This is a genomic window from Blastococcus sp. SYSU DS1021 (genome assembly GCF_054050995.1).
Genome location: NZ_JBJHAL010000026.1, coordinates 1 through 18,315, shown reverse-complemented (window position 1 = coordinate 18,315; position 18,315 = coordinate 1). Strand labels below are relative to the sequence as shown.

Genomic DNA, 18,315 nt, shown 5'->3' with positions numbered 1-18,315 from the left:
ACCCGGTACCGTGGGTTCCGTGAAACTCGAGGCCATGGGAGGGGGGGCGGTGGCACCGTCGTCGGGGGAGGCGGCCGCGGCCGTCCGGGACCGGCGCAGCTCGCGGTGGGACGAGCACCGCCGTGCCCGCCGCGCCGCACTGGTCGATGCCGCCGTCGCCGCGATCGGCCGGCACGGCGCGGGCGTCGGCATGGACGAGATCGCCGCCGAGGCCGGCACCAGCAAGACCGTCGTCTACCGGCACTTCGCCGACCGCACCGACCTGTACGTGGCCGTCTGCGCCCGGGTCGCCGAGCAACTGCTCCCCCGGCTGCGGGCGGCGATGGAGGACGCCGGGTCCCCGCGCGCGATGACCACCGCGGCCGTCGAGGCCTACCTCGCCTTCTGCGAGGCCGACCCCGAGCTGTACCGGTTCGTGGTCCACCTGCACCCGACCGACCGACCGGTCGATGCCGACCCCATCGACAACCTCTCCGACCTGGTGGGCGACGAGGCGGCCGGGCTGCTGCGCACCGCCCTGACCCGGGCCGGCCTCGACCCCGCACCCGCCGGACCGTGGGGGCACGGGCTGATCGGCCTGGTCCGCGCCGCCGCCGACTGGTGGCTGCGGGCCGACCGGCCGATGCCCCGGGCCGAACTGGCCGCCCACCTCACCGACCTGGCCTGGTCCGGGCTCACCGGCGTCATCCCGGTGCCCGACCGCGGACCCGACCGACCCGCACCGACCGCACGACCGACGTCCCAGGAGGAACAGTGACGAGCACCCTGCCGACCACGGTCGACCCGGCCCACCTGCAGGAGGCCCTCGACGGCCGCTGGGCGCACGTGCGCCGCGACGCCCGCGAGAACCTGCACGACCCGGAGATGCTGCCGGTCTACGGCGAGTCGATGACCGAGGCCCGGGAGCGGGTCACCCGCATGGCGGCGAAGCTGGCCGACTCCGGCCGCGTGACCCTGGGCTTCCCCAAGGAGTTCGGCGGCGAGGCCGACGCCGGCGGCTCGGTCACCTCGATCGAGATGCTCGCCTTCGTCGACCTCTCGCTCATGGTCAAGGCCGGCGTCCAGTGGGGGCTCTTCGGCGGCGCCGTCCAGCTGCTCGGCACGCGCCGGCACCACGAGACCTACCTGCGCGACATCATGAGCTTCGACCTGCCCGGCTGCTTCGCGATGACCGAGACCGGGCACGGCTCCGACGTCCAGCAGCTGCGCACCACGTGCACCTACGACCCGGCAACGCAGACGTTCGACCTGCACACCCCGCACGAGGCCGCGCGCAAGGACTACATCGGCAACGCCGCCAAGGACGGGCGGATGGCGGTCGTCTTCGCGCAACTGGTCACCCAGGGGAAGAACCACGGCGTGCACGCCTGGCTGGTGCCCATCCGCGACGAGGACGGCAACCCGATGCCCGGCGTCACCATCGGCGACGACGGCCCCAAGGCCGGGCTGCTCGGCGTCGACAACGGGCGGCTGACGTTCGACCACGTCACGGTGCCGCGCGACATGCTGCTCGACCGCTACGGCCAGGTCGCCGAGGACGGCACCTACACCTCCACCATCGAGAACGAGACCCGCCGCTTCTTCACGATGCTCGGCACGCTGGTGCGCGGCCGGGTCAGCGTGGGCGGCTCCGCCTCGGCGGCCACCAAGCTGGCCCTCGACATCGCCGTCCGGTACGGCAACACCCGCCGCCAGTTCGCCGCCCCCGGCGAGGAGCGCGAGGTCGTCATCAACGACTACCTGGTGCACCAGCGCAAGCTGCTGCCGGCGCTGGCGAAGACCTATGCGCTGCACTTCGCCCAGAACGAGCTGGTGAGCACCATGCACGACGTCCAGACGGCGGTGCACGAGCACGGCCAGGGGATCGACGAGCAGGCCCAGCGGGAGCTGGAGTCGCGCGCCGCCGGGCTCAAGGTGGCCCAGACCTGGCACGCCACCCGCACCATCCAGATGTGCCGCGAGGCGTGCGGCGGCGCGGGCTACCTGCAGGAGAACCGGCTCCCCCACCTCAAGGCCGACACCGACGTCTTCACCACGTTCGAGGGCGACAACACCGTCCTGCTGCAGCTGGTGGCCAAGGGTCTGCTGACCGGTTACCGGGACGCCTTCGGCTCGCTCGACGGCTGGGGCCGGGTCGGCTTCGTCGCCGACATGGTGCGCGAGACGGTGCTGGAGCGGACGGCGGCCCGCGCGCTCCTCCAGCGGCTGGTCGACGCCGTCCCCGGCCGGGACGACGAGGTGCCGATGCTCGACCGCGGCTGGCAGGCCAAGATGCTCGAGTTCCGCGAGAAGCACGCGCTCGAGGGCGCCATCCGGCGGCTGCGCAACAACTCCACCACCGAGGGCATGGCTCCGTTCGACGTCTTCAACGACGTCCAGGACCACGTGCTGAAGACCGCCGAGGCGCACATCGACCGGATCGTCCTGGAGGCGTTCGTCGAAGGTGTGGACCGCGTCAGCGACCCCGCGGCGAAGGCGCTGCTGGACACCCTGTGCGACCTCTACGCCCTCTCGACCATCGAGGCGGACAAGGGCTGGTTCCTGGAGCACGGGCAGCTCACCCCGGCCCGGGCCAAGGCGCTCACGGCCACGGTGAACGGTCTGCTCAAGCAGCTGCGGCCGCACCTGACCACGCTGGTCGACGCCTTCGCCATCCCGGCGGACTGGAAGGCCGCGGCGATCCTGGAGGAGGAGCCGGCCCGGCAGGAGGCGATGGCCGCCCGCGACGCCGAGCTGCGGGCGAGCACCCCCGCCGGGACGGCGACCGACCTGGACGTCCCGCCCGGCCAGTAAGAGGACCCCCGTGCTCCCCGGCCCTCGCAGGCTCGGGCCGGGGCCCTGCACGGGGGCCGCTCCAGCACGTCGCGACGAGCCGCCCCTCGCGGGCTCGGGTCAGCTCAGCCGGACGGCGAGGACGGCGACGTCGTCCTCCGCGTCGGGCAGGAACATGCGCTCGAGCACCCGGTCGCACAACTCGTCGAGGGGCAGCCCCTCGCACTCGCCGAGCACCTCCAGCAGCTGCTCGGTGCCCTCGTCGATGTCGCGGTCCCGCCGCTCGACCAGCCCGTCGGTGTAGAGCAGCACTGTGGCGCCCGACGCGAGGACGGCGACGTGGTCCTCCCGCGCCGTCTCCGGCGCCACGCCCAGCAGCAGGTCGGCCTGCTTGCCGTCGAGGAGGACGACGCTGCCGTCGGAGGCCAGCAGCACCGGCGGCGGGTGCCCCGCGTTGGCCCAGCGCAGCCGCATCCGGCCGGCCTCGTCGCCGGGCTCGGGCTCCAGCTGGGCCACCAGCGCGGTGGCCATCGTGTTCAGCGCCAGGCCGTGGACGGCCCGGTCGAGCTCGGTGAGCACCTCCGCCGGCGAGCCACCGCTGGAGTAGCTGATGCCGCGCAGCAGGCCGCGCACCTGGCCCATCGCGGCGGCCGCCCGGGTGTCGTGGCCGACGACGTCGCCGATCGCCAGCACGGTGGTGCCGCCGCGCTGCAGGAACGCGTCGTACCAGTCGCCGCCGATCTCGGCGCCCTCGGCGGCCGGCACGTACCGGACGACGATCTCGCAGTGCTCCGGCTGCGGCGGCTCGGTGAGCATGCTGCGCTGCAGGGCGTCGGCCAGGTCGCGCTGCTGCCCGTACAGCCGCGCCTGGTGGAGGGCCAGGCCCGCCCGCCGGCCGATCTCCACCGCGGTGTCCACCTCGGCCTCCCCGAGCGGGCCCCGGTGCTCAGCGGTGAACAGCCCGAGCGCGCCGAGCCCCTGCCCCCGCGCCACCAGCGGCACGACGACGGCGGAGGCGGCGCCCAGCCGGGCGAAGAGCTCCCGGGTGGCGGGGTCGGGCAGCGCGCGGGCGACGTGCTCGCCGTCGATGTCCGGCAGCACCATCGGGCGACCGGTGGCGGTCACCTGCCGCGCGGCCGACTCCTCGGTCATCTCCGCGACCATCGCCCGGACGTAGGCCTGGACCTCCTCGCGGCGCGCGGGGTCGCGGTGGCTGCTGGCCAGCCCGTGCAGCCGGCCCTGCTCGTCGGTGACCAGGATCCAGCACCAGTCGGCCAGGGCGGGCACGACCAGCGCGGCGAGCTGCCCGATCTGCTGGTCGATGTCCAGGGTGCCCGAGAGCACCCGGCCGGCGTCCGCGAGCAGCCGCAGCCGCTGGTTGGCCTGCGCCATCGCCGCGACCGCTGCACCGCGCTCGGCGTCGGCCTGCAGGCGCGAGACGCTCAGCGCGATCTGCGCGGCCAGCGCCTCGAGCACCTCGACGTCGTCGGCGGTGAACTCGTGCTCGGTGGTCCACGCCGCGAGGAAGGCCCCCAGGAGCCGCCCCTCGATGCGCAGCGGGATCGTCGCCAGCGCCCCCAGCCCGAGCAGCTCGACGACCGGCTCCAGCGCCGGGAACCGGGCAACCGCCTCGCCGGGGTCGCCGAGCAGCAACCGGCGCCCGTGCCGGGCCGCGTGCTGCGCGGGGAGCGCGTCGTCCATCGGGAGGACGACGCCGTCCTCGAGCCAGGCGTCCGGCGCGCCCTCCCGGACGGTGGCGACCATGTTGCCGGTCATGCGCAGCCGCAGCGGACCGCCCGACGAGTCGAAGACCGCCAGAGCGCTGGACTCCGCGCCCAGCACCTGCGCTCCGCGCAGCGCGATGTCGGCGAGCTGGTCCAGCCGGGCGGCGTTCGCCAGCTCGGCCGCCACCTCGGCGATGGCGGCGGCCCGCTGCACGGCGGTGAGCCGCCGCTGCGCCTGGCCGCGGGCCTCGGTGATGTCGACGGCCGTGCCGAGGACCCGCGCCGGTGCGCCGGTCGCGTCGGCGACCACGCGGCCGCGGGCGAGCACCCAGCGGGTGGCGCCGTCCTCGCGCAGCGCCCGGAACTCGATGGTGTAGTCGCTGCGTTCCTCGATCGCCACCCGCATGGCCTCGGCCATCGTGGCGTGGTCGTCGCGGTGCACGTGCGACTCGAGGACGTCGTCCAGCGAGTTCAGCTCCACCGCGGACTCCAGGCCGAACAGCGCCGCGCACCGGTCGTCCCAGTGGATCGTCCCGGTACGCAGGTCCCGTTCCCAGATGCCGACGGAGCTCGCCTCCAGCGCGACCTCGAGCCAGGCCCGCGAGGTGCCGACCGCCGACTGCGCCGCCGAGAGCTCCAGCTCGGCGACGACGGAGGCCGCCAGCTGCTCCAGCAGCTCGGCGGCGTCCTCGGACCAGCTCCGCGGCGCCGCGTCGTACACGGCCAGCGCGCCCACGACCTGCCCCGAGGCGGCCATCAACGGCGCGCCCAGGTAGGCCCCGACCTCGCCGGAGGCGACGGCGGGCAGATCCGCCACCCGCGGGTCCTCCGCGGCCGCCGCGACCTTCAGCGGCCGGCCCTGGCGAACCGTGATGGCCGAGAGGGCGCCGGTCGCCAGCGCCGGCCCCCCGACCACGCCGGCGGGCAGCCCGTACCCGCCGACGACGACGTCGTGGTCGGTGAAGAGGGTGACCTTCGCGTGGCCGGCGTCCACGAGCCGGGCCGCCAGCGCCGAGAGCCGGTCGAAGGCCGCGGGCCCCGGGACCTCCAGCAGCAGCCGGCGCGCCGCCGCCACGCGCAGCGGATCGGTGAGCGGGTCCGGCTCGACCTGCCCGTCCGGGACGGCGGAGCCTCTCGTGGCCACGCACCCTCCACCCGGCGTCCGCTGCCCCCGGGCCGGGGGCGTCCTCCGCACATGCTGGCACGGCTTCCCGACGGATCCGGACGGGTGTCCCCGCCGGCGGCGCGGCGCGTCTCCCCCCGCCGGGTGAGGGCGCATAGCTGCGGTCAAGGAGCGGAGCGCACCGGTCGATCCCCTGACCATGCTGGGCACGCGCACCATCGGTCTGCCGGACTGCCGTCCGCTGCTCGCCGACGCCGACGACCTGACTCTCGTGTTCCAGCCGATCGTCGACCTCGCCGCGGCGAGCATCGCCGGCTACGAGGCGCTGGCCCGCTTCCCCGGCGCGGCCGGGCCCGACGTCTGGTTCGCCGCCGCCACCGAGGCCGGGGTCGCTGCCGAGCTCGAGGCGCTGGCCATCCACAAGGCGCTCGCCGCGGTCGACGCGCTGCCCGCCAACACCTTCCTGACGGTGAACGTCAGCCCGCACCTGCTGGGCACCGACGTGATCCAGACCGCCCTGGCCACCCGGCCCGACCTGCACCGCGTCGTGGTGGAGCTGACCGAGCACACCCCCGTCGACGACCTGTCCACCCTGCGCCAGCAGACCGACGCCCTGCGGCAGCGCGGTGCGCTCATCGCCCTCGACGACGCCGGCAGCGGCTACTCGGGGCTGCAGCAGCTGGCCGCCGTCCGGCCGCAGCTGGTGAAGCTCGACCGTGCCCTCGTCTCCGACGTCGACGGCGACCCGGTGCGCATGGCGCTGGTCGAGATGATCGGCGAGTTCGCCGGGCGCATCGACGCCTGGCTGCTGGCCGAGGGCGTGGAGACCCCCGCGGAACTCGCCGCCGTCACCCGCCTCGGCGTGCCGCTGGCCCAGGGCTGGCTGCTCGGCCGCCCGGCCCCGGAGTTCCGGCCACTGGACCCCGAGATCGCCCGGCTGGTGCGCGCCCACGTGGCACGCGCGCGGCTGACCGACAGCGTCGCCAGCCTGCTGCGCCCGGTGCGCCAGTACGTGCTCGGCGAGGACGTGCCCGCCACCCCGCCGGCCGTCGTGGTGGGGCCGCACGGCGAGCCCGCGGCGCTGCTGCTCTGCGACCCGCGGACCGGTGAGGTGCACACCGCGCCGGTCTCGCTGCGGGTGCACCCCTCGACCGACATCGGCGACGCGCTGCGCCGGGCGCTCACCCGACCGCCCGCCCACCGCTTCGACCCCGTCGTCTGCACGGACCCGACCGGCCACGTGCTCGGGCTGCTGCGGATCGAGGACCTGGCCTCCAGCGCCAGGTCCGATCGCTGACCCCACCAGAGGAGAGACCCCCATGAAGCGTTTCGCCTGCGGCGACGTCATCCCCGGCTGCGACGCCACGTTCACCGCGGCCGACGAGGACGGCATCTTCGCCCAGGCGGTGCCCCACGGCGCCGCCGCGCACGGCATCCACGAGGTCGGCCCCGAGCTGGTCGCGTCGGTCCGCTCGCACATCGTCGACGTCTGAGGGAGCTCCTCCGCCGGCGCGCTCCCGCGGGCCCCGGGCGCGCCCCCGGGGCCTGCCGCCCCGGCGCGTCGCCCGGCCCACGGAGGGGCGTTACCGCTGTGACCGGCGGGTCTGCTGCGGGGTTTCGCGGTACCCCCACTGGCCAGGACAGCAGGCGGCATGACACCGTGCTGCCGGCCCGGACTCCCGCGAGACGGGCCGGCCGCACCCCGCGACGAGCGCGGGTGCGGGAACCCCGGCGGCGCGCCGCGCGTCCGGGAGGGAAGACCCGGCTGAGTGCCGAGCACACGGCACCGCCACCGCCTACGAGAGGAAACACATGAACAAGGCCGAACTGGTCTCCGCCATCGCCAAGCGCGCCGACGTCCCGGCCTCGACCGTCGACTCGGTCCTCGCCGGCCTGCAGGACGAGCTGGTCGACGCCATCACCCGTGGCGAGAAGGTCGCCGTCTCCGGGCTGATCACCGTCGAGCGGACCCAGCGTTCCGCCCGCACCGGCCGCAACCCGCAGACCGGTGAGTCGATCGACATCCCCGCGGCCAACACCGTCAAGGTGACCGCCGGCTCGAACCTCAAGAAGGCCGCGAGCTCCGTCCCGGTCTGATCGCAGGTCGCGCCCGCAGCCGGGCGGACGCCGAGACCCCCGTGTGTCCCGGCTCACAACGGCGTGAGTCAGGATGCCGGTCGAGGCGTCGCCCGGCGGCGGACGGCGCCCGGGACCCGGAGGTGCGCGTGAGCGACGAACTGCAGGTGGTCACCGACCCGGCCGAGGTGGGCATGGACCCCGCCCGGTTGGGACGCCTGGACGGCCGGCTGGCCCGCTACGTCGAGGACGGCCAGCTGCCCGGCTTCCTGGTGACGGTCGCCCGGCACGGGAAGCTGGTGCACGTCGGGCGCTACGGCTCCCGCGACGTGGAGAACGGCCTCCCCGTCGAGCTGGACACCCGGTGGCGGATCTTCTCGATGACGAAGCCGGTCACCTCGGTGGCGGCGATGATGCTGTACGAGGAAGGCGCCTTCCAGCTCACCGACCCGATCTCGCGGTGGCTGCCCGAGTTCGCCGAGACCCGGGTCTACGTCGCCGGGTCGGCGATGAAGCCGGTGACCGCCCCGCAGGTGGAGCCGATCCGGATCTGGCACCTGCTGACCCACATGTCGGGGCTCACCTACGGCTTCCACCACGCCCACCCCGTGGACGCGATGTACCGCACGATGGGGCACGAGTGGGGCACCCCGCCGGGCGCGGACTCCGCCGAGGTCTGCCGGCAGTGGGCCTCGGTGCCCCTGGTGTTCCAGCCCGGCAGCGAGTGGAACTACGGCGTCTCCACCGACGTCCTGGGCAGGCTGGTCGAGGTCGTCTCCGGGCAACCGCTGGACGAGTTCTTCGCTTCTCGCATCTTCGGGCCGCTCGGCATGGCCCAGACGTCGTTCGGGCTGCGCCCCGAGGACGACCCCGACACCCTGGCCCGGCTCTACGCCGCCACCCCCGGGCAGCCGGGTGGCGCGCCCACGGGCTTCGCCCCGCTCGACGCCATGGGGCAGGCGGCGCTGAGCAAGCCCGCGTTCCTCTCCGGCGGCGGCGGGCTGGTCTCCACCGCCGGGGACTACCTGCGGTTCGCGGAGATGCTGCGCCGCGGTGGCGCCTACGACGGCGGCCGGCTGCTCGGCCCGCGCACGCTCGCGCACATGGTGCGCAACCACATCCCCGGCGGCCAGGACCTGGAGAGCTTCGGCCGTCCGCTCTTCGCCGAGACCCCGCTGCGCGGGGTGGGCTTCGGTCTCGGGGTCTCGATGGTGATCGACCCGACGCGCTACGGCGTCGTCTCGAACATCGGCGACTACAGCTGGGGCGGGGCGGCGTCCACGGCGTTCTACGTGGACCCGGTCGAGGACATCACCGTCGGCTTCTACACGCAGCTGCTGCCCTCGAGCACCCTGCCGATCCGCAACTACCTGCGCCAGCTCGTCAACCAGGCCCTCGTCGACTGAGGAAGGACCCCGTCCTCCTCACGCCTCGCACGCTCGGCGCGAGCCTCTGGACGGGGCCGCCCCGCGGGGACTTCCGGGTGCAGGAAGTCCCCGCGGGGTCTCAGAGGTAGCGGCGGTAGACGACGGTGGCGACCATCGCCGGCTTGCTGCCGCCCTCGACCTCCATGGTCACGGCGAGGTTCATCTGGATGCCGCCCTCGAACGGCGTCGCCGCCTCGAGCGTGGCACCGGCCCGCACCCGTGCGCCCACGGGCACCGGGGAGGGGAAGCGCACCTTCTCCGTGCCGTAGTTCACGCCCATGCGGAACCCGCCGATCTCCACGATCTGCGGCATCAGGGACGGCAGCAGCGACAGCGTCAGGTAGCCGTGCGCGATCGGCCCGCCGAACGGGCTCTCCTTCTTCGCCCGCTCCGGGTCGACGTGGATCCACTGGTGGTCGCCGGTCGCCTCGGCGAACTGGTTCACCTGCTCCTGGGTGATCGTCACCCAGTCGCTGTGGCCCAGGTGCTGCCCGACCAGGCCCTGGACCCCCTCGACGCCGTGCGCCGTCGTCTGCGCCATCTGTCTGCCTCCTCGTGGACGGTCTGGTTGGCTGACTCCACCACACACCACGATCGGACGGGGAGCGGGTTGCTGCGACTGGGGGCCCTCGAGGTGCCGGACGGCGCGTTCGCGGTCATGGCGATCGTGAACCGCACCCCCGACTCGTTCTACGACCGCGGCGCCACCTACGAGCTGGCCGCGGCGGTGGAGCGCGTCGACCGGGTGGTCGCCGAGGGTGCGGACATGGTGGACGTCGGCGGGGTGAAGGCCGCGCCCGGCGAGGAGGTCTCCCCCGCCGAGGAGGTGCGCCGGACCGTCGACCTCGTGGCCGCCATCCGCGCGGCACACCCGGCGCTGCCGATCTCGATCGACACCTGGCGGGCGGAGGTCGCCCGGGAGGCGCTGGCCGCCGGCGCGGACATCGTGAACGACGCCTGGGGCGGGGTCGACCCGGAGCTCGCGGCGGTGGCGGCCGAGGCGGGCGCGGGGATCGTGTGCACCCACGCCGGCGGGCTGCCGCCGCGCACGCGGCCGCACCGGATCGCCTACGCCGACGTGGTCGCCGACATCGTCGCTCGGACCACGGCCCTGGCCGAGGCGGCGGTCGCGGCGGGGGTGGCGCGGGAGCGGGTGCTGGTCGACCCGGGGCACGACTTCGGCAAGAACACCCGGCACTCGCTGGAGGCCACCCGCCGGCTGGGCGAGCTCGTGGCCACCGGCTGGCCGGTCCTCGTGGCGCTGTCGAACAAGGACTTCGTCGGCGAGACCCTCGACGTCCCCGTCGGGGAACGGCTCACCGGCACGCTCGCGGCGACCGCGGTGAGCGCCTGGCTGGGGGCGCGGGTGTTCCGCGCCCACGACGTCGCCGCGACCCGCCAGACGCTGGACATGGTGGCGTCCATCCAGGGCACCCGCCCGCCGCTCCGCACCGTCCGCGGCCTCGCCTGATGATCAGGTGACCTGATCGTTATGGGTCCTGGCTCAGCGTCGACGGTGAGCCAGGACCCCGCACGGTGAGCCAGGAGGTCGCCCGGCGAGGCGGGTGCCGGTCGCCGTCCCGAGGGCGCTCGCTACGTTGCCAGCCATGTCCGCCACCGGGTTCCTGACCGCCGACGAGCTCAACGACCTGCTGCCGGGCACCTTCCCGGGCCTGCTCGGCATCGTCGTCGACACCCACGAGCCCGGCCGGCTCACGAGCCACCTCGACATCCGGCCCGAGCTGCTGGCACCCAACGGCTACCTGCACGCCGGCACTGTCGTCACCCTGGCCGACACCAGCTGCGGGCTGCCGACGCGGGCGCTGCTGCCCGCGGGCTCCAGCGGGTTCACCACGATCGAGCTGAAGAGCAACCACCTGGGCACCGCGCGCGAGGGGCGCATCGCGTGCGAGGCGACCAACGTGCACGCCGGGCGGACGACCCAGGTGTGGGACGCCGTCGTGCGCAACGCCGACACCGGGAAGACCATCGCGCTGTTCCGCTGCACGCAGTCGGTGCTCTGGCCCCGCTGATCGGGCGAACCCGCCGGTAACCCCCTTGTGAGCGGGGACACCGCGGGTGTGAGACTGGCGCCACACACCATGCGAGGAGGAACACCCGTGGCGCTGTCCAGCCCTTATCCCGACGTCGAGATCCCGAACGTCTCCGTCCCCGAGTTCGTCCTGGCGGCCGGCCGGGAGAAGCCCGACGCACCGGCGCTGATCGACGGCCTCAAGGGCGACGTGATCACCCACGGTCAGCTGGCCCAGTACGTGGACCGGGTCGCCGCCAACCTGCACGCCCGCGGGCTGCGCAAGGGCGACGTCGTCGCCGTCTTCTGCCCGAACACCCCGTGGTTCCCGGTGGTCTTCCACGGCATCGCCGCGGCCGGCTGCGTGATGAGCCCGATCAACTCGCTCTACACGCCCGAGGAGATCGCCTTCCAGCTGAAGGACTCCGGGGCGAAGATGCTCATCACCATCTCGCTGTTCATGGACTGCGCCACCGCAGCCGTGGAGAAGTCGCCGGTCGACGAGGTCATCGTGCTCGACGGCGCCGAGGGCCACGCCAACCTGTTCGACCTGCTCGGCGCCGACGCCCCGAGCGTCCAGGTGGACATCGACCCGGCCAACGACCTGGTCACGCTCCCCTACTCCAGCGGCACGACCGGGCTGCCCAAGGGCGTCATGCTCACCCACCGCAACCTGGTGGCGAACGTCGCGCAGTGCCGCCCGCTGATCCAGCTGGGCGAGGAGGAGCGGATCATCGCTGTCCTGCCGTTCTTCCACATCTACGGCCTCACCGTGCTGATGAACCAGGGCCTGGCCTGGGGCGGCGCCGTCGTCACCCTCCCGCGGTTCGACCTCGAGGACTTCCTGCGCACCATCCAGGACCACAAGATCACCCGGGCGTTCGTGGCGCCGCCCATCCTGCTGGCCATGGCCAAGCACCCGCTGGTCGACCAGTACGACCTCTCCTCGCTGACCTCGATCCTCTCCGGCGCCGCCCCGCTCGACGAGCAGCTCGCGCTGGCCGCCCAGGACCGGCTGCGCAAGGGCGCCGACACCGGCGTCTCGGTCGGCCAGGGCTACGGGATGACCGAGCTCTCCCCGGTGTCGCACACCACGCCCGACCCGGGCGCGGAGCCGCCCGGCGTCACCAGCGAGGTGCCGAAGGGCTCGGTCGGCTACGCGGTGCCCAACACCGAGTGCCGGCTGATCGACCCGGGCACGGGTGAGGACGCCGCGCCGGGCGAGCGCGGCGAGCTGTGGGTGCGCGGCCCGCAGGTGATGAAGGGCTACCTCAACAACCCCGACGCCACCGCCGGCACCATCGACAGCGAGGGCTGGCTGCACACCGGCGACGTCGCGATCGTCGACGAGCACGGCCGCTACACCGTCGTCGACCGGGTCAAGGAGCTGATCAAGTACAAGGGCTACCAGGTGGCCCCGGCCGAGTTGGAGGCCGTGCTGATCAACCACCCGGAGATCGCCGACGCCGCGGTGATCGGGGTGCCGGACAAGGAGAGCGGCGAGGAGCTGCCCAAGGCGTTCGTGGTGCGGGCCCCCGGCTCGGAGCTCACCGAGGACGCCGTGATGGCCTACATGGCCGAGAAGGTGGCCCCGCACAAGAAGATCCGCTTCGTCGAGTTCATCGAGCAGGTGCCGAAGTCGGCGGCGGGCAAGATCCTGCGCAAGGACCTCAAGGCCCGGGCGTAACCGACGACGACGGCGCCGCATCCCCCCGGGGGCGCGGCGCCGTCGCGCGTCCGGGGGCGGATCCCTCCGGCCGGCCCCGGACGGTCACCGGCGGCACCGCCGTCACCCGCTTGTAGGCCCGGGAGAAGGCGGCCTCGGACTCGTAGCCCAGCTGCCGGGCCAGCTCGTTGACCCGGGCACCGCGGGCGAGCGCGGCCGTGGCGAGGTGCATCCGCCAGCGGGTCACGTAGCGCAGCGCGGGTTCGCCGGCGAGCTCGGTGAAGCGGGCCGCGAACGCCGAGCGCGACATCCGCGCCTCACGGGCGAGCCGGTCCAGCGTCCACGCCGCGCCCGGCTCGCGGTGCACCGCCGCGACCGCCCGGCCCACCTGCGGGTCGCGCAGCGCGCGCAGCCACCCGGGCCCGGTGGCCCCGGTGTCCAGCCACCCGCGGATCGCCTGCACCACGATGACGTCGGCCAGCCGGGTGACCACCGCCTCGGCGCCGGGCCGGTCCTGGCGCACCTCGTCGGCGATCATCCCCAGCAGCACCGACAACCAGCCCGCGCGCGCGTCGCCGGCCTCGACCAGCAGCACCGGGGGCAGCAGGTCGAGCAGGTGCAGCGCACCCGGCCGCTCGGGCTCGACCACCCCGCAGATCAGCCGGGACGGCGCCCCGCCGCCGTCGATCCGCAGCACCGAGTAGTGCTCGCCGAGGTAGTCCTGCGGCAGCAGGTCGGCCCGGCCCGCGATCGGCGCGCCCGGATCGCTGCGCAGCAGGTGCCCGCGCCCGTGCGGCACGAGCGCCAGGTCCCCGGCCCGTAGCTGGTGCACCGTGCCGTCGACCTCGAGCAGGCAGCCGCCCTCGGTGACCACGTGGAAGCTCATGCAGCCCGCAATCGCGGGCATCTCCGCGCCCCAGGGTGCCCGGCCCTCGGCGCGGCAGTAGAACGTGCCGCGCATGCGCAGGTCGCCGAGGACGCCCCCGAGCGGGTCGACGGGAGCCCAGGGGGCGGCGGGGTCGACGGCCATGCCGAGAGCCTGACCGCGCGGGGACCGCCAGTCCAGATCCGCTGGACGAACGGTCATGGAACGGCGACGGACGGGCGTTCTCCCGACTGCCCGTCCAGACCAGGGTGGACGACGTCGGCAACGCGCCGGCAGCACCTCCACCACCGAAGGAGCGGGTCATGCGAGTACTGGTCGTGGGAGCGACGGGCGGTTCGGGTCGGGCAGCGGTCGACGCCCTGGTCGCCCGAGGACACGAGGTCACCGCGTTCGCGCGGGCGGCGGGCACGGCGTTCGGCGGACGGCGCGGCGCCCGTGGGGTCGACGGGGATGCGACGAGCGCGGCCGACGTCGGCCGGGCCGTGGACGGCCAGGACGCCGTCGTGGTCGCTCTGGGCATCGCCGAGCCCGCGCTGAGGGTGCGGCTGCGCGGCAGTTCCGGCACACCCCTGGACGTGCGCTCGCGGGGGACCGCCACGGTGGTCGCCGCGATGCAGCGGCACGGCGTGCGCCGGCTCGTCGTCCAGTCGTCCTACGGGGTCGGCGAGACGCGCGACCGGCTGCCGTTCACCTCACGGGTGGTCTTCGCCCTGGTTCTCCGCCCGCAGATCGCCGACCACGAGCGGCAGGAGCAGATCGTGCGGGCCAGCGCGCTGGACTGGACGATCGTGCAGCCGGTCTACCTGACCGACGGCGACGAGGCCGCCACGACGTCCCGGACGGGCGGGACGGACGGGATGAAGGTGTCCCGCCGGGCCGTCGGCGCGGTGCTCGCCGACCTCGCCACCGCCAGCGACGCCGTGGGCAGCACCGTCGCCGTCTCCGGCGCGGCAACGGCGCCCGACGCTAGCCTGCGAGCGGCGTAGGGCAAGAGCGGCCCCCTGCCGGCGCCCGACGCGAGCCTGCGAGCGGCGTAGGGCAGGAGCGGCCCCCTGCAGGGGCCCGATGCGAGCCTGCGAGCGGCGTAGGGCAGGAGCGGCCCCCTGCAGGGGCCCGATGCGAGCCTGCGAGCGGCGGGGGGCAGGGGGTCCTTCTAGGGTCGGGCCATGCGCGCGGTGACGATCAGCGAACCCGGCGGCCCGGAGGTGCTCACCTGGGCCGAGGTCCCTGACCCGGTGTGCGGCCCCGGCGAGGTGCTCGTCGACGTCGCGGCCGCCGCGGTGAACCGGGCCGACCTGCTCCAGCGGCAGGGTTTCTACCCGCCGCCCAAGGGCGCCAGCGAGATCCTCGGCCTGGAGTGCAGCGGCGTCGTCAGCGAGGTCGGCGAGGGCGTGACCGGCTGGTCGGTCGGCGACGAGGTGTGCGCGCTCCTCTCCGGTGGCGGCTACGCCGAGCGGGTCGCCGTCCCGGCCGGGCAGTTGCTGCCCAAGCCCGCCGGGGTGGAGCTGGCCACGGCGGCCGCGCTGCCCGAGGTGACCTGCACGGTGTGGTCGAACGTGTTCATGCTGGCCCGGCTCGGCAGGGGCGAGACCTTCCTCGTCCACGGCGGGTCCAGCGGCATCGGGACCATGGCCATCCAGCTCGCCGCCGGCGCCGGGGCCCGCGTGCTCACCACCGCCGGCACCGCGGCCAAGCTGGACGTCTGCCGCGAGCTCGGCGCCGAGGTCGCGATCAACTACCGCGACGAGAACTTCGTGGAGCGCGTGCGCGAGGCGACCGACGGCCGCGGCGTCGACGTCGTCCTGGACAACATGGGCGCCAAGTACCTGGCCCGGAACCTGGAGGCGCTGGCCGTCGGGGGCCGGCTGGTGATCATCGGCATGCAGGGCGGGTCGAAGGCGGAGCTCGACATCGCCACGCTGCTGCGCAAGCGGGCGGCGGTGCACGCCACCGCCCTGCGTTCGCGGCCGGCGACCGGCCCCGGCGGCAAGGCCGACATCGTCGCCGCGGTGCGGCACGACGTGTGGCCCGACGTCGAGCGCGGGACGATCCGGCCGGTCGTCGACCGGCGGCTACCCATGGCGCGGGCGGCCGAGGCGCACCGCGTCGTCGAGGCGAGCGAGCACGTCGGGAAGGTGCTGCTCCTCCCCGGCTCCTGAAAGAGGACCCCGTCCTCCTCACCCCTCGCACGCTCGGGGCGAGCCTCGGGACGGGGCCGTCAGCGGGGACGCAGCCCCGCGACCGCGTCGATGATCCGGCCGACCTCGTCGGCGGTGTTGTAGTGCATGAGCCCCAGGCGCACCGCGCCTCCGCTCTCGTTCACCCCGAGGGCGTCGAAGAGCTCCCGGGCGTAGAAGTCACCGTCCCAGGCGCAGATGCCTGCCCGGGCCAGCTCTGCGGCCACCTGGCGGGGGCGCATGCCGGCGACGGTGAACGACAGCGTGGGGGTGCACCGCTCGGGCTCGCCGAGGACCTGAACGTGGCGCATGGCCCGCAAGGCCTGGTCCAGCCAGTCGAACAGGTCACCCTCGTGCCGGGCGACGGCGGCCATCGACGCCCGGAGCCGGTCGCGGCGACTGCCGATCGCCTCGGCGCAGAGCCCGGCCAGGTGGTCGACGGCGGCGCTCACCCCCGCGTACAGCTCGAACGGCGGCACCCCCGTCTCGAACCGGTCGGGCACCCGGTCCGACGAGGGCAGCAGCTTGTCCGGCCGCAGGTACTCCAGCAGCTCCGGGTCGGCCACCAAAGCAGCGACGTGCGGCCCGCACCACTTGTAGGCCGACACCGCCAGGAAGTCCGCACCGAGCGAGCCCTTGTCGAGGAACACGTGCGGGGCGGCGTGGACGGCGTCGACGTAGACCAGCGCACCGACCGCGTGCGCCTGTGCGGCGATGCCGGCGACGTCGGGCCGGGTGCCCAGTGCGTTGCTGGCGGCGGTGACCGCCACCAGCCGGGTGCGCCGGGTGAGCAGGTCGGCGTACTGCCAGGCGGGCAGCTCGCCGGTCTCGATGTCGACCTCCGCCCAGCGCACCTGCACCCCGGTGGTCGCGGCCAGCTGCAGCCACGGCCGGACGTTGGCATCGTGGTCCAGCCGGCTGAGCACGATCTCGTCACCGGGGCGCCAGGTGCGGGCCAGCGCGCGGGCCATGCCATAGGTCAGCGCGGTCGCGCTCGGCCCGAGGACGACGCCGCCGGGCCGGCCGCCGACCAGGTCGGCCACGGCGGCCCGGGCACCGGAGACCAGCGCCTCGGCCCGCCCGGACGCCGGGAAGACCCCGCCCCGCTCGGCGATCGGCGTGCGCAGCGCGGAGCCGACCGCGTGGGCGACGTTCTCGGGCACCAGCGAGCCGGCCGGGCCGTCGGCGTGGACGTAGCCGTCGGACAGACCGGGGAAGAGACCGCGGACCCGAGCGACGTCCAGCCGGCCCCCCGATGCCATGGTCCGACCCTAGTTCCTGCCCCCGGTCGGCCCGCACTCTCCCGGCCCCCGGCGGAGCGTCCGCGCCACCGGGCAGGATGGGTGGCATGACTGCACCGCAGAACGGCAACGAGCGCCCCCAGCAGGTCGTCGTGGTCGGGCCGGACGGGCGTCCGGTCGGCACCGTGCCGATGCCCCAGGGGGCCGACGACGAGGGCAACGGGGGCATGGACGTCGGCGAGCTGGTGGAGCAGCCCGCGAAGGTCATGCGGATCGGCACGATGATCAAGCAGCTGCTCGAGGAGGTCCGCGCGGCCCCCCTCGACGACGCCAGCCGCAACCGGCTGCGCGACATCCACGCCTCCTCGATCCGCGAGCTGGAGCAGGGCCTGGCCCCCGAGCTGCGCGAGGAGCTGGCGCGCATCTCGCTGCCGTTCAGCGAGGGCGAGACGCCCTCGGACGCCGAGCTCCGGATCGCGCAGGCGCAGCTCGTGGGCTGGCTGGAGGGCGTCTTCCACGGCATCCAGACGGCGCTCTTCGCCCAGCAGATGGCCGCCCGGGCCCAGCTGGAGGAGATCCGGCGGAAGGCCCTTCCCGGCGGGCAGCACCCGGCGGGCCAGCCGGACCTCCGTCCGGGTGGCGGCCAGTACCTGTAGCGCGCGATCCGACCGGAACCCACCGGTTCCCCTGACCGGGTGACGCTGGTCGCCGGCGGTTTCCGGGGGCGGGCCCGCGCTCACTGACGGTCCGGCGCCGGGACCGCCCCGGCCCCATCCCGGGAGGATCCCGTGACCACTCAGCAGTCGAGCAGCCCGTCCACGCGCAGCGGCCAGAACGGCCTGGCGATCGCCTCGCTCGTCACCGGCGCCGTCGGCGTCGTCTTCGCGATCCTGTTCGCGATCATCGGCCTGGCCCTGGGCGTCGTGAGCGTGGGCCTGGGCGTCGCCGCCCGGCGCAACAGCACCCGCACCGGCCAGGCCACCGCCGGTCTGGTGCTCGGTGCGGTGGCGGTCGTCGCCGCCGTCGTGAACATGGTGATCGCCTACAACGTGCTCACCTGAGCCGGACGCGCGACGGCGCCGCCCCCGGGTCGGGGGACGGCGCCGTCGGGCGTGCCGGGTTGGTTCAGACGGTGAAGCGGGCGACCGCCTCCTGCAGCTCCCCGCTCATCCGGGCCAGCTCCGCGGCGGC

At 74.5% G+C, this 18,315-nt stretch carries 16 protein-coding genes and 1 pseudogene; 13 read left to right on the top strand and 4 right to left on the bottom strand.

Going from position 1 to position 18,315, the window contains the following annotated elements; genetic code table 11:
- Positions 1-19 precede the first annotated feature (19 nt).
- Positions 20-757 (top strand): TetR family transcriptional regulator, encoded by a 738-nt coding sequence (locus tag ACI8AP_RS17300; protein ID WP_456590596.1) that lies wholly within the window; start codon positions 20-22, stop codon positions 755-757.
- A complete protein-coding gene (locus ACI8AP_RS17295; protein ID WP_456590595.1) occupies positions 754-2,793 on the top strand; it encodes an acyl-CoA dehydrogenase family protein in 2,040 nt (679 codons plus the stop codon). The genes ACI8AP_RS17300 and ACI8AP_RS17295 overlap by 4 nt, the downstream gene beginning before the upstream one ends.
- Positions 2,794-2,892: 99 nt before the next feature.
- Here the strand turns inward: ACI8AP_RS17295 and ACI8AP_RS17290 are convergent, their stop codons facing one another.
- A complete protein-coding gene (locus tag ACI8AP_RS17290) occupies positions 2,893-5,640 on the bottom strand; it encodes a SpoIIE family protein phosphatase (RefSeq protein WP_456590594.1) in 2,748 nt (915 codons plus the stop codon).
- A gap of 178 nt (positions 5,641-5,818) precedes the next feature.
- Between ACI8AP_RS17290 and ACI8AP_RS17285 the strand changes: the two genes are divergently transcribed.
- The 4 genes and pseudogenes from ACI8AP_RS17285 to ACI8AP_RS17270 all read left to right on the top strand — a co-directional run bounded on the left by ACI8AP_RS17285 (position 5,819) and on the right by ACI8AP_RS17270 (position 9,101).
- Positions 5,819-6,916 carry an EAL domain-containing protein gene (locus ACI8AP_RS17285; RefSeq protein ID WP_456590593.1) on the top strand — a complete coding sequence of 366 codons (1,098 nt, stop codon included), beginning with the start codon at positions 5,819-5,821 and terminating at the stop codon, positions 6,914-6,916.
- 22 nt (positions 6,917-6,938) lie between these two features.
- On the top strand, positions 6,939-7,112 hold the full coding sequence (locus tag ACI8AP_RS17280; protein ID WP_456590592.1) for a DUF1059 domain-containing protein: 174 nt from the start codon (positions 6,939-6,941) through the stop codon (positions 7,110-7,112).
- A gap of 304 nt (positions 7,113-7,416) precedes the next feature.
- Positions 7,417-7,716, top strand: a pseudogene (locus ACI8AP_RS17275) (HU family DNA-binding protein); the annotation flags it as partial.
- A gap of 128 nt (positions 7,717-7,844) precedes the next feature.
- The gene (locus ACI8AP_RS17270; protein ID WP_456590591.1) at positions 7,845-9,101 is read left to right on the top strand and encodes a serine hydrolase domain-containing protein; all 1,257 of its coding nucleotides are present in this window, start codon (positions 7,845-7,847) and stop codon (positions 9,099-9,101) included.
- Positions 9,102-9,201: 100 nt separating this feature from the next.
- On the opposite strand, the gene ACI8AP_RS17265 is transcribed toward ACI8AP_RS17270, so the two are convergent.
- Positions 9,202-9,663, bottom strand: a complete 462-nt coding sequence (locus ACI8AP_RS17265) for a MaoC family dehydratase (protein ID WP_456590590.1) — start codon at positions 9,661-9,663, stop codon at positions 9,202-9,204.
- A 69-nt stretch (positions 9,664-9,732) separates the two neighbouring features.
- Here ACI8AP_RS17265 and folP point away from each other — a divergent pair, with 69 nt between their 5' ends.
- From folP to ACI8AP_RS17250, 3 genes are all read left to right on the top strand, one after another.
- Positions 9,733-10,593, top strand: coding sequence for a dihydropteroate synthase (folP, locus tag ACI8AP_RS17260; protein ID WP_456590589.1), 861 nt, complete (start codon positions 9,733-9,735; stop codon positions 10,591-10,593).
- Positions 10,594-10,729: 136 nt separating this feature from the next.
- The gene (locus ACI8AP_RS17255; protein ID WP_456590588.1) at positions 10,730-11,155 is read left to right on the top strand and encodes a PaaI family thioesterase; all 426 of its coding nucleotides are present in this window, start codon (positions 10,730-10,732) and stop codon (positions 11,153-11,155) included.
- 87 nt (positions 11,156-11,242) lie between these two features.
- The gene (locus ACI8AP_RS17250; protein WP_456590587.1) at positions 11,243-12,841 is read left to right on the top strand and encodes a 4-coumarate--CoA ligase family protein; all 1,599 of its coding nucleotides are present in this window, start codon (positions 11,243-11,245) and stop codon (positions 12,839-12,841) included.
- Here the strand turns inward: ACI8AP_RS17250 and ACI8AP_RS17245 are convergent.
- Positions 12,825-13,850 carry an AraC family transcriptional regulator gene (locus ACI8AP_RS17245; protein WP_456590586.1) on the bottom strand — a complete coding sequence of 342 codons (1,026 nt, stop codon included), beginning with the start codon at positions 13,848-13,850 and terminating at the stop codon, positions 12,825-12,827. The genes ACI8AP_RS17250 and ACI8AP_RS17245 overlap by 17 nt on opposite strands.
- Positions 13,851-14,008: 158 nt before the next feature.
- Between ACI8AP_RS17245 and ACI8AP_RS17240 the strand changes: the two genes are divergently transcribed.
- Both ACI8AP_RS17240 and ACI8AP_RS17235 read left to right on the top strand, forming a co-directional pair.
- On the top strand, positions 14,009-14,692 hold the full coding sequence (locus ACI8AP_RS17240; RefSeq protein WP_456590585.1) for an NAD(P)-dependent oxidoreductase: 684 nt from the start codon (positions 14,009-14,011) through the stop codon (positions 14,690-14,692).
- 180 nt (positions 14,693-14,872) lie between these two features.
- Complete coding sequence (locus ACI8AP_RS17235; protein ID WP_456590584.1) at positions 14,873-15,865, top strand: NAD(P)H-quinone oxidoreductase; 993 nt, start codon at positions 14,873-14,875, stop codon at positions 15,863-15,865.
- Positions 15,866-15,924: 59 nt separating this feature from the next.
- On the opposite strand, the gene ACI8AP_RS17230 is transcribed toward ACI8AP_RS17235, so the two are convergent.
- The gene (locus tag ACI8AP_RS17230) at positions 15,925-17,145 is read right to left on the bottom strand and encodes a cysteine desulfurase-like protein (protein WP_456590583.1); all 1,221 of its coding nucleotides are present in this window, start codon (positions 17,143-17,145) and stop codon (positions 15,925-15,927) included.
- A gap of 86 nt (positions 17,146-17,231) precedes the next feature.
- Between ACI8AP_RS17230 and ACI8AP_RS17225 the strand changes: the two genes are divergently transcribed.
- Positions 17,232-17,780, top strand: coding sequence for a bacterial proteasome activator family protein (locus ACI8AP_RS17225; RefSeq protein ID WP_456590582.1), 549 nt, complete (start codon positions 17,232-17,234; stop codon positions 17,778-17,780).
- Between the two features lie 132 nt (positions 17,781-17,912).
- Positions 17,913-18,185 (top strand): hypothetical protein, encoded by a 273-nt coding sequence (locus tag ACI8AP_RS17220; protein ID WP_456590581.1) that lies wholly within the window; start codon positions 17,913-17,915, stop codon positions 18,183-18,185.
- The last annotated feature ends 130 nt before the right edge of the window (positions 18,186-18,315 follow it).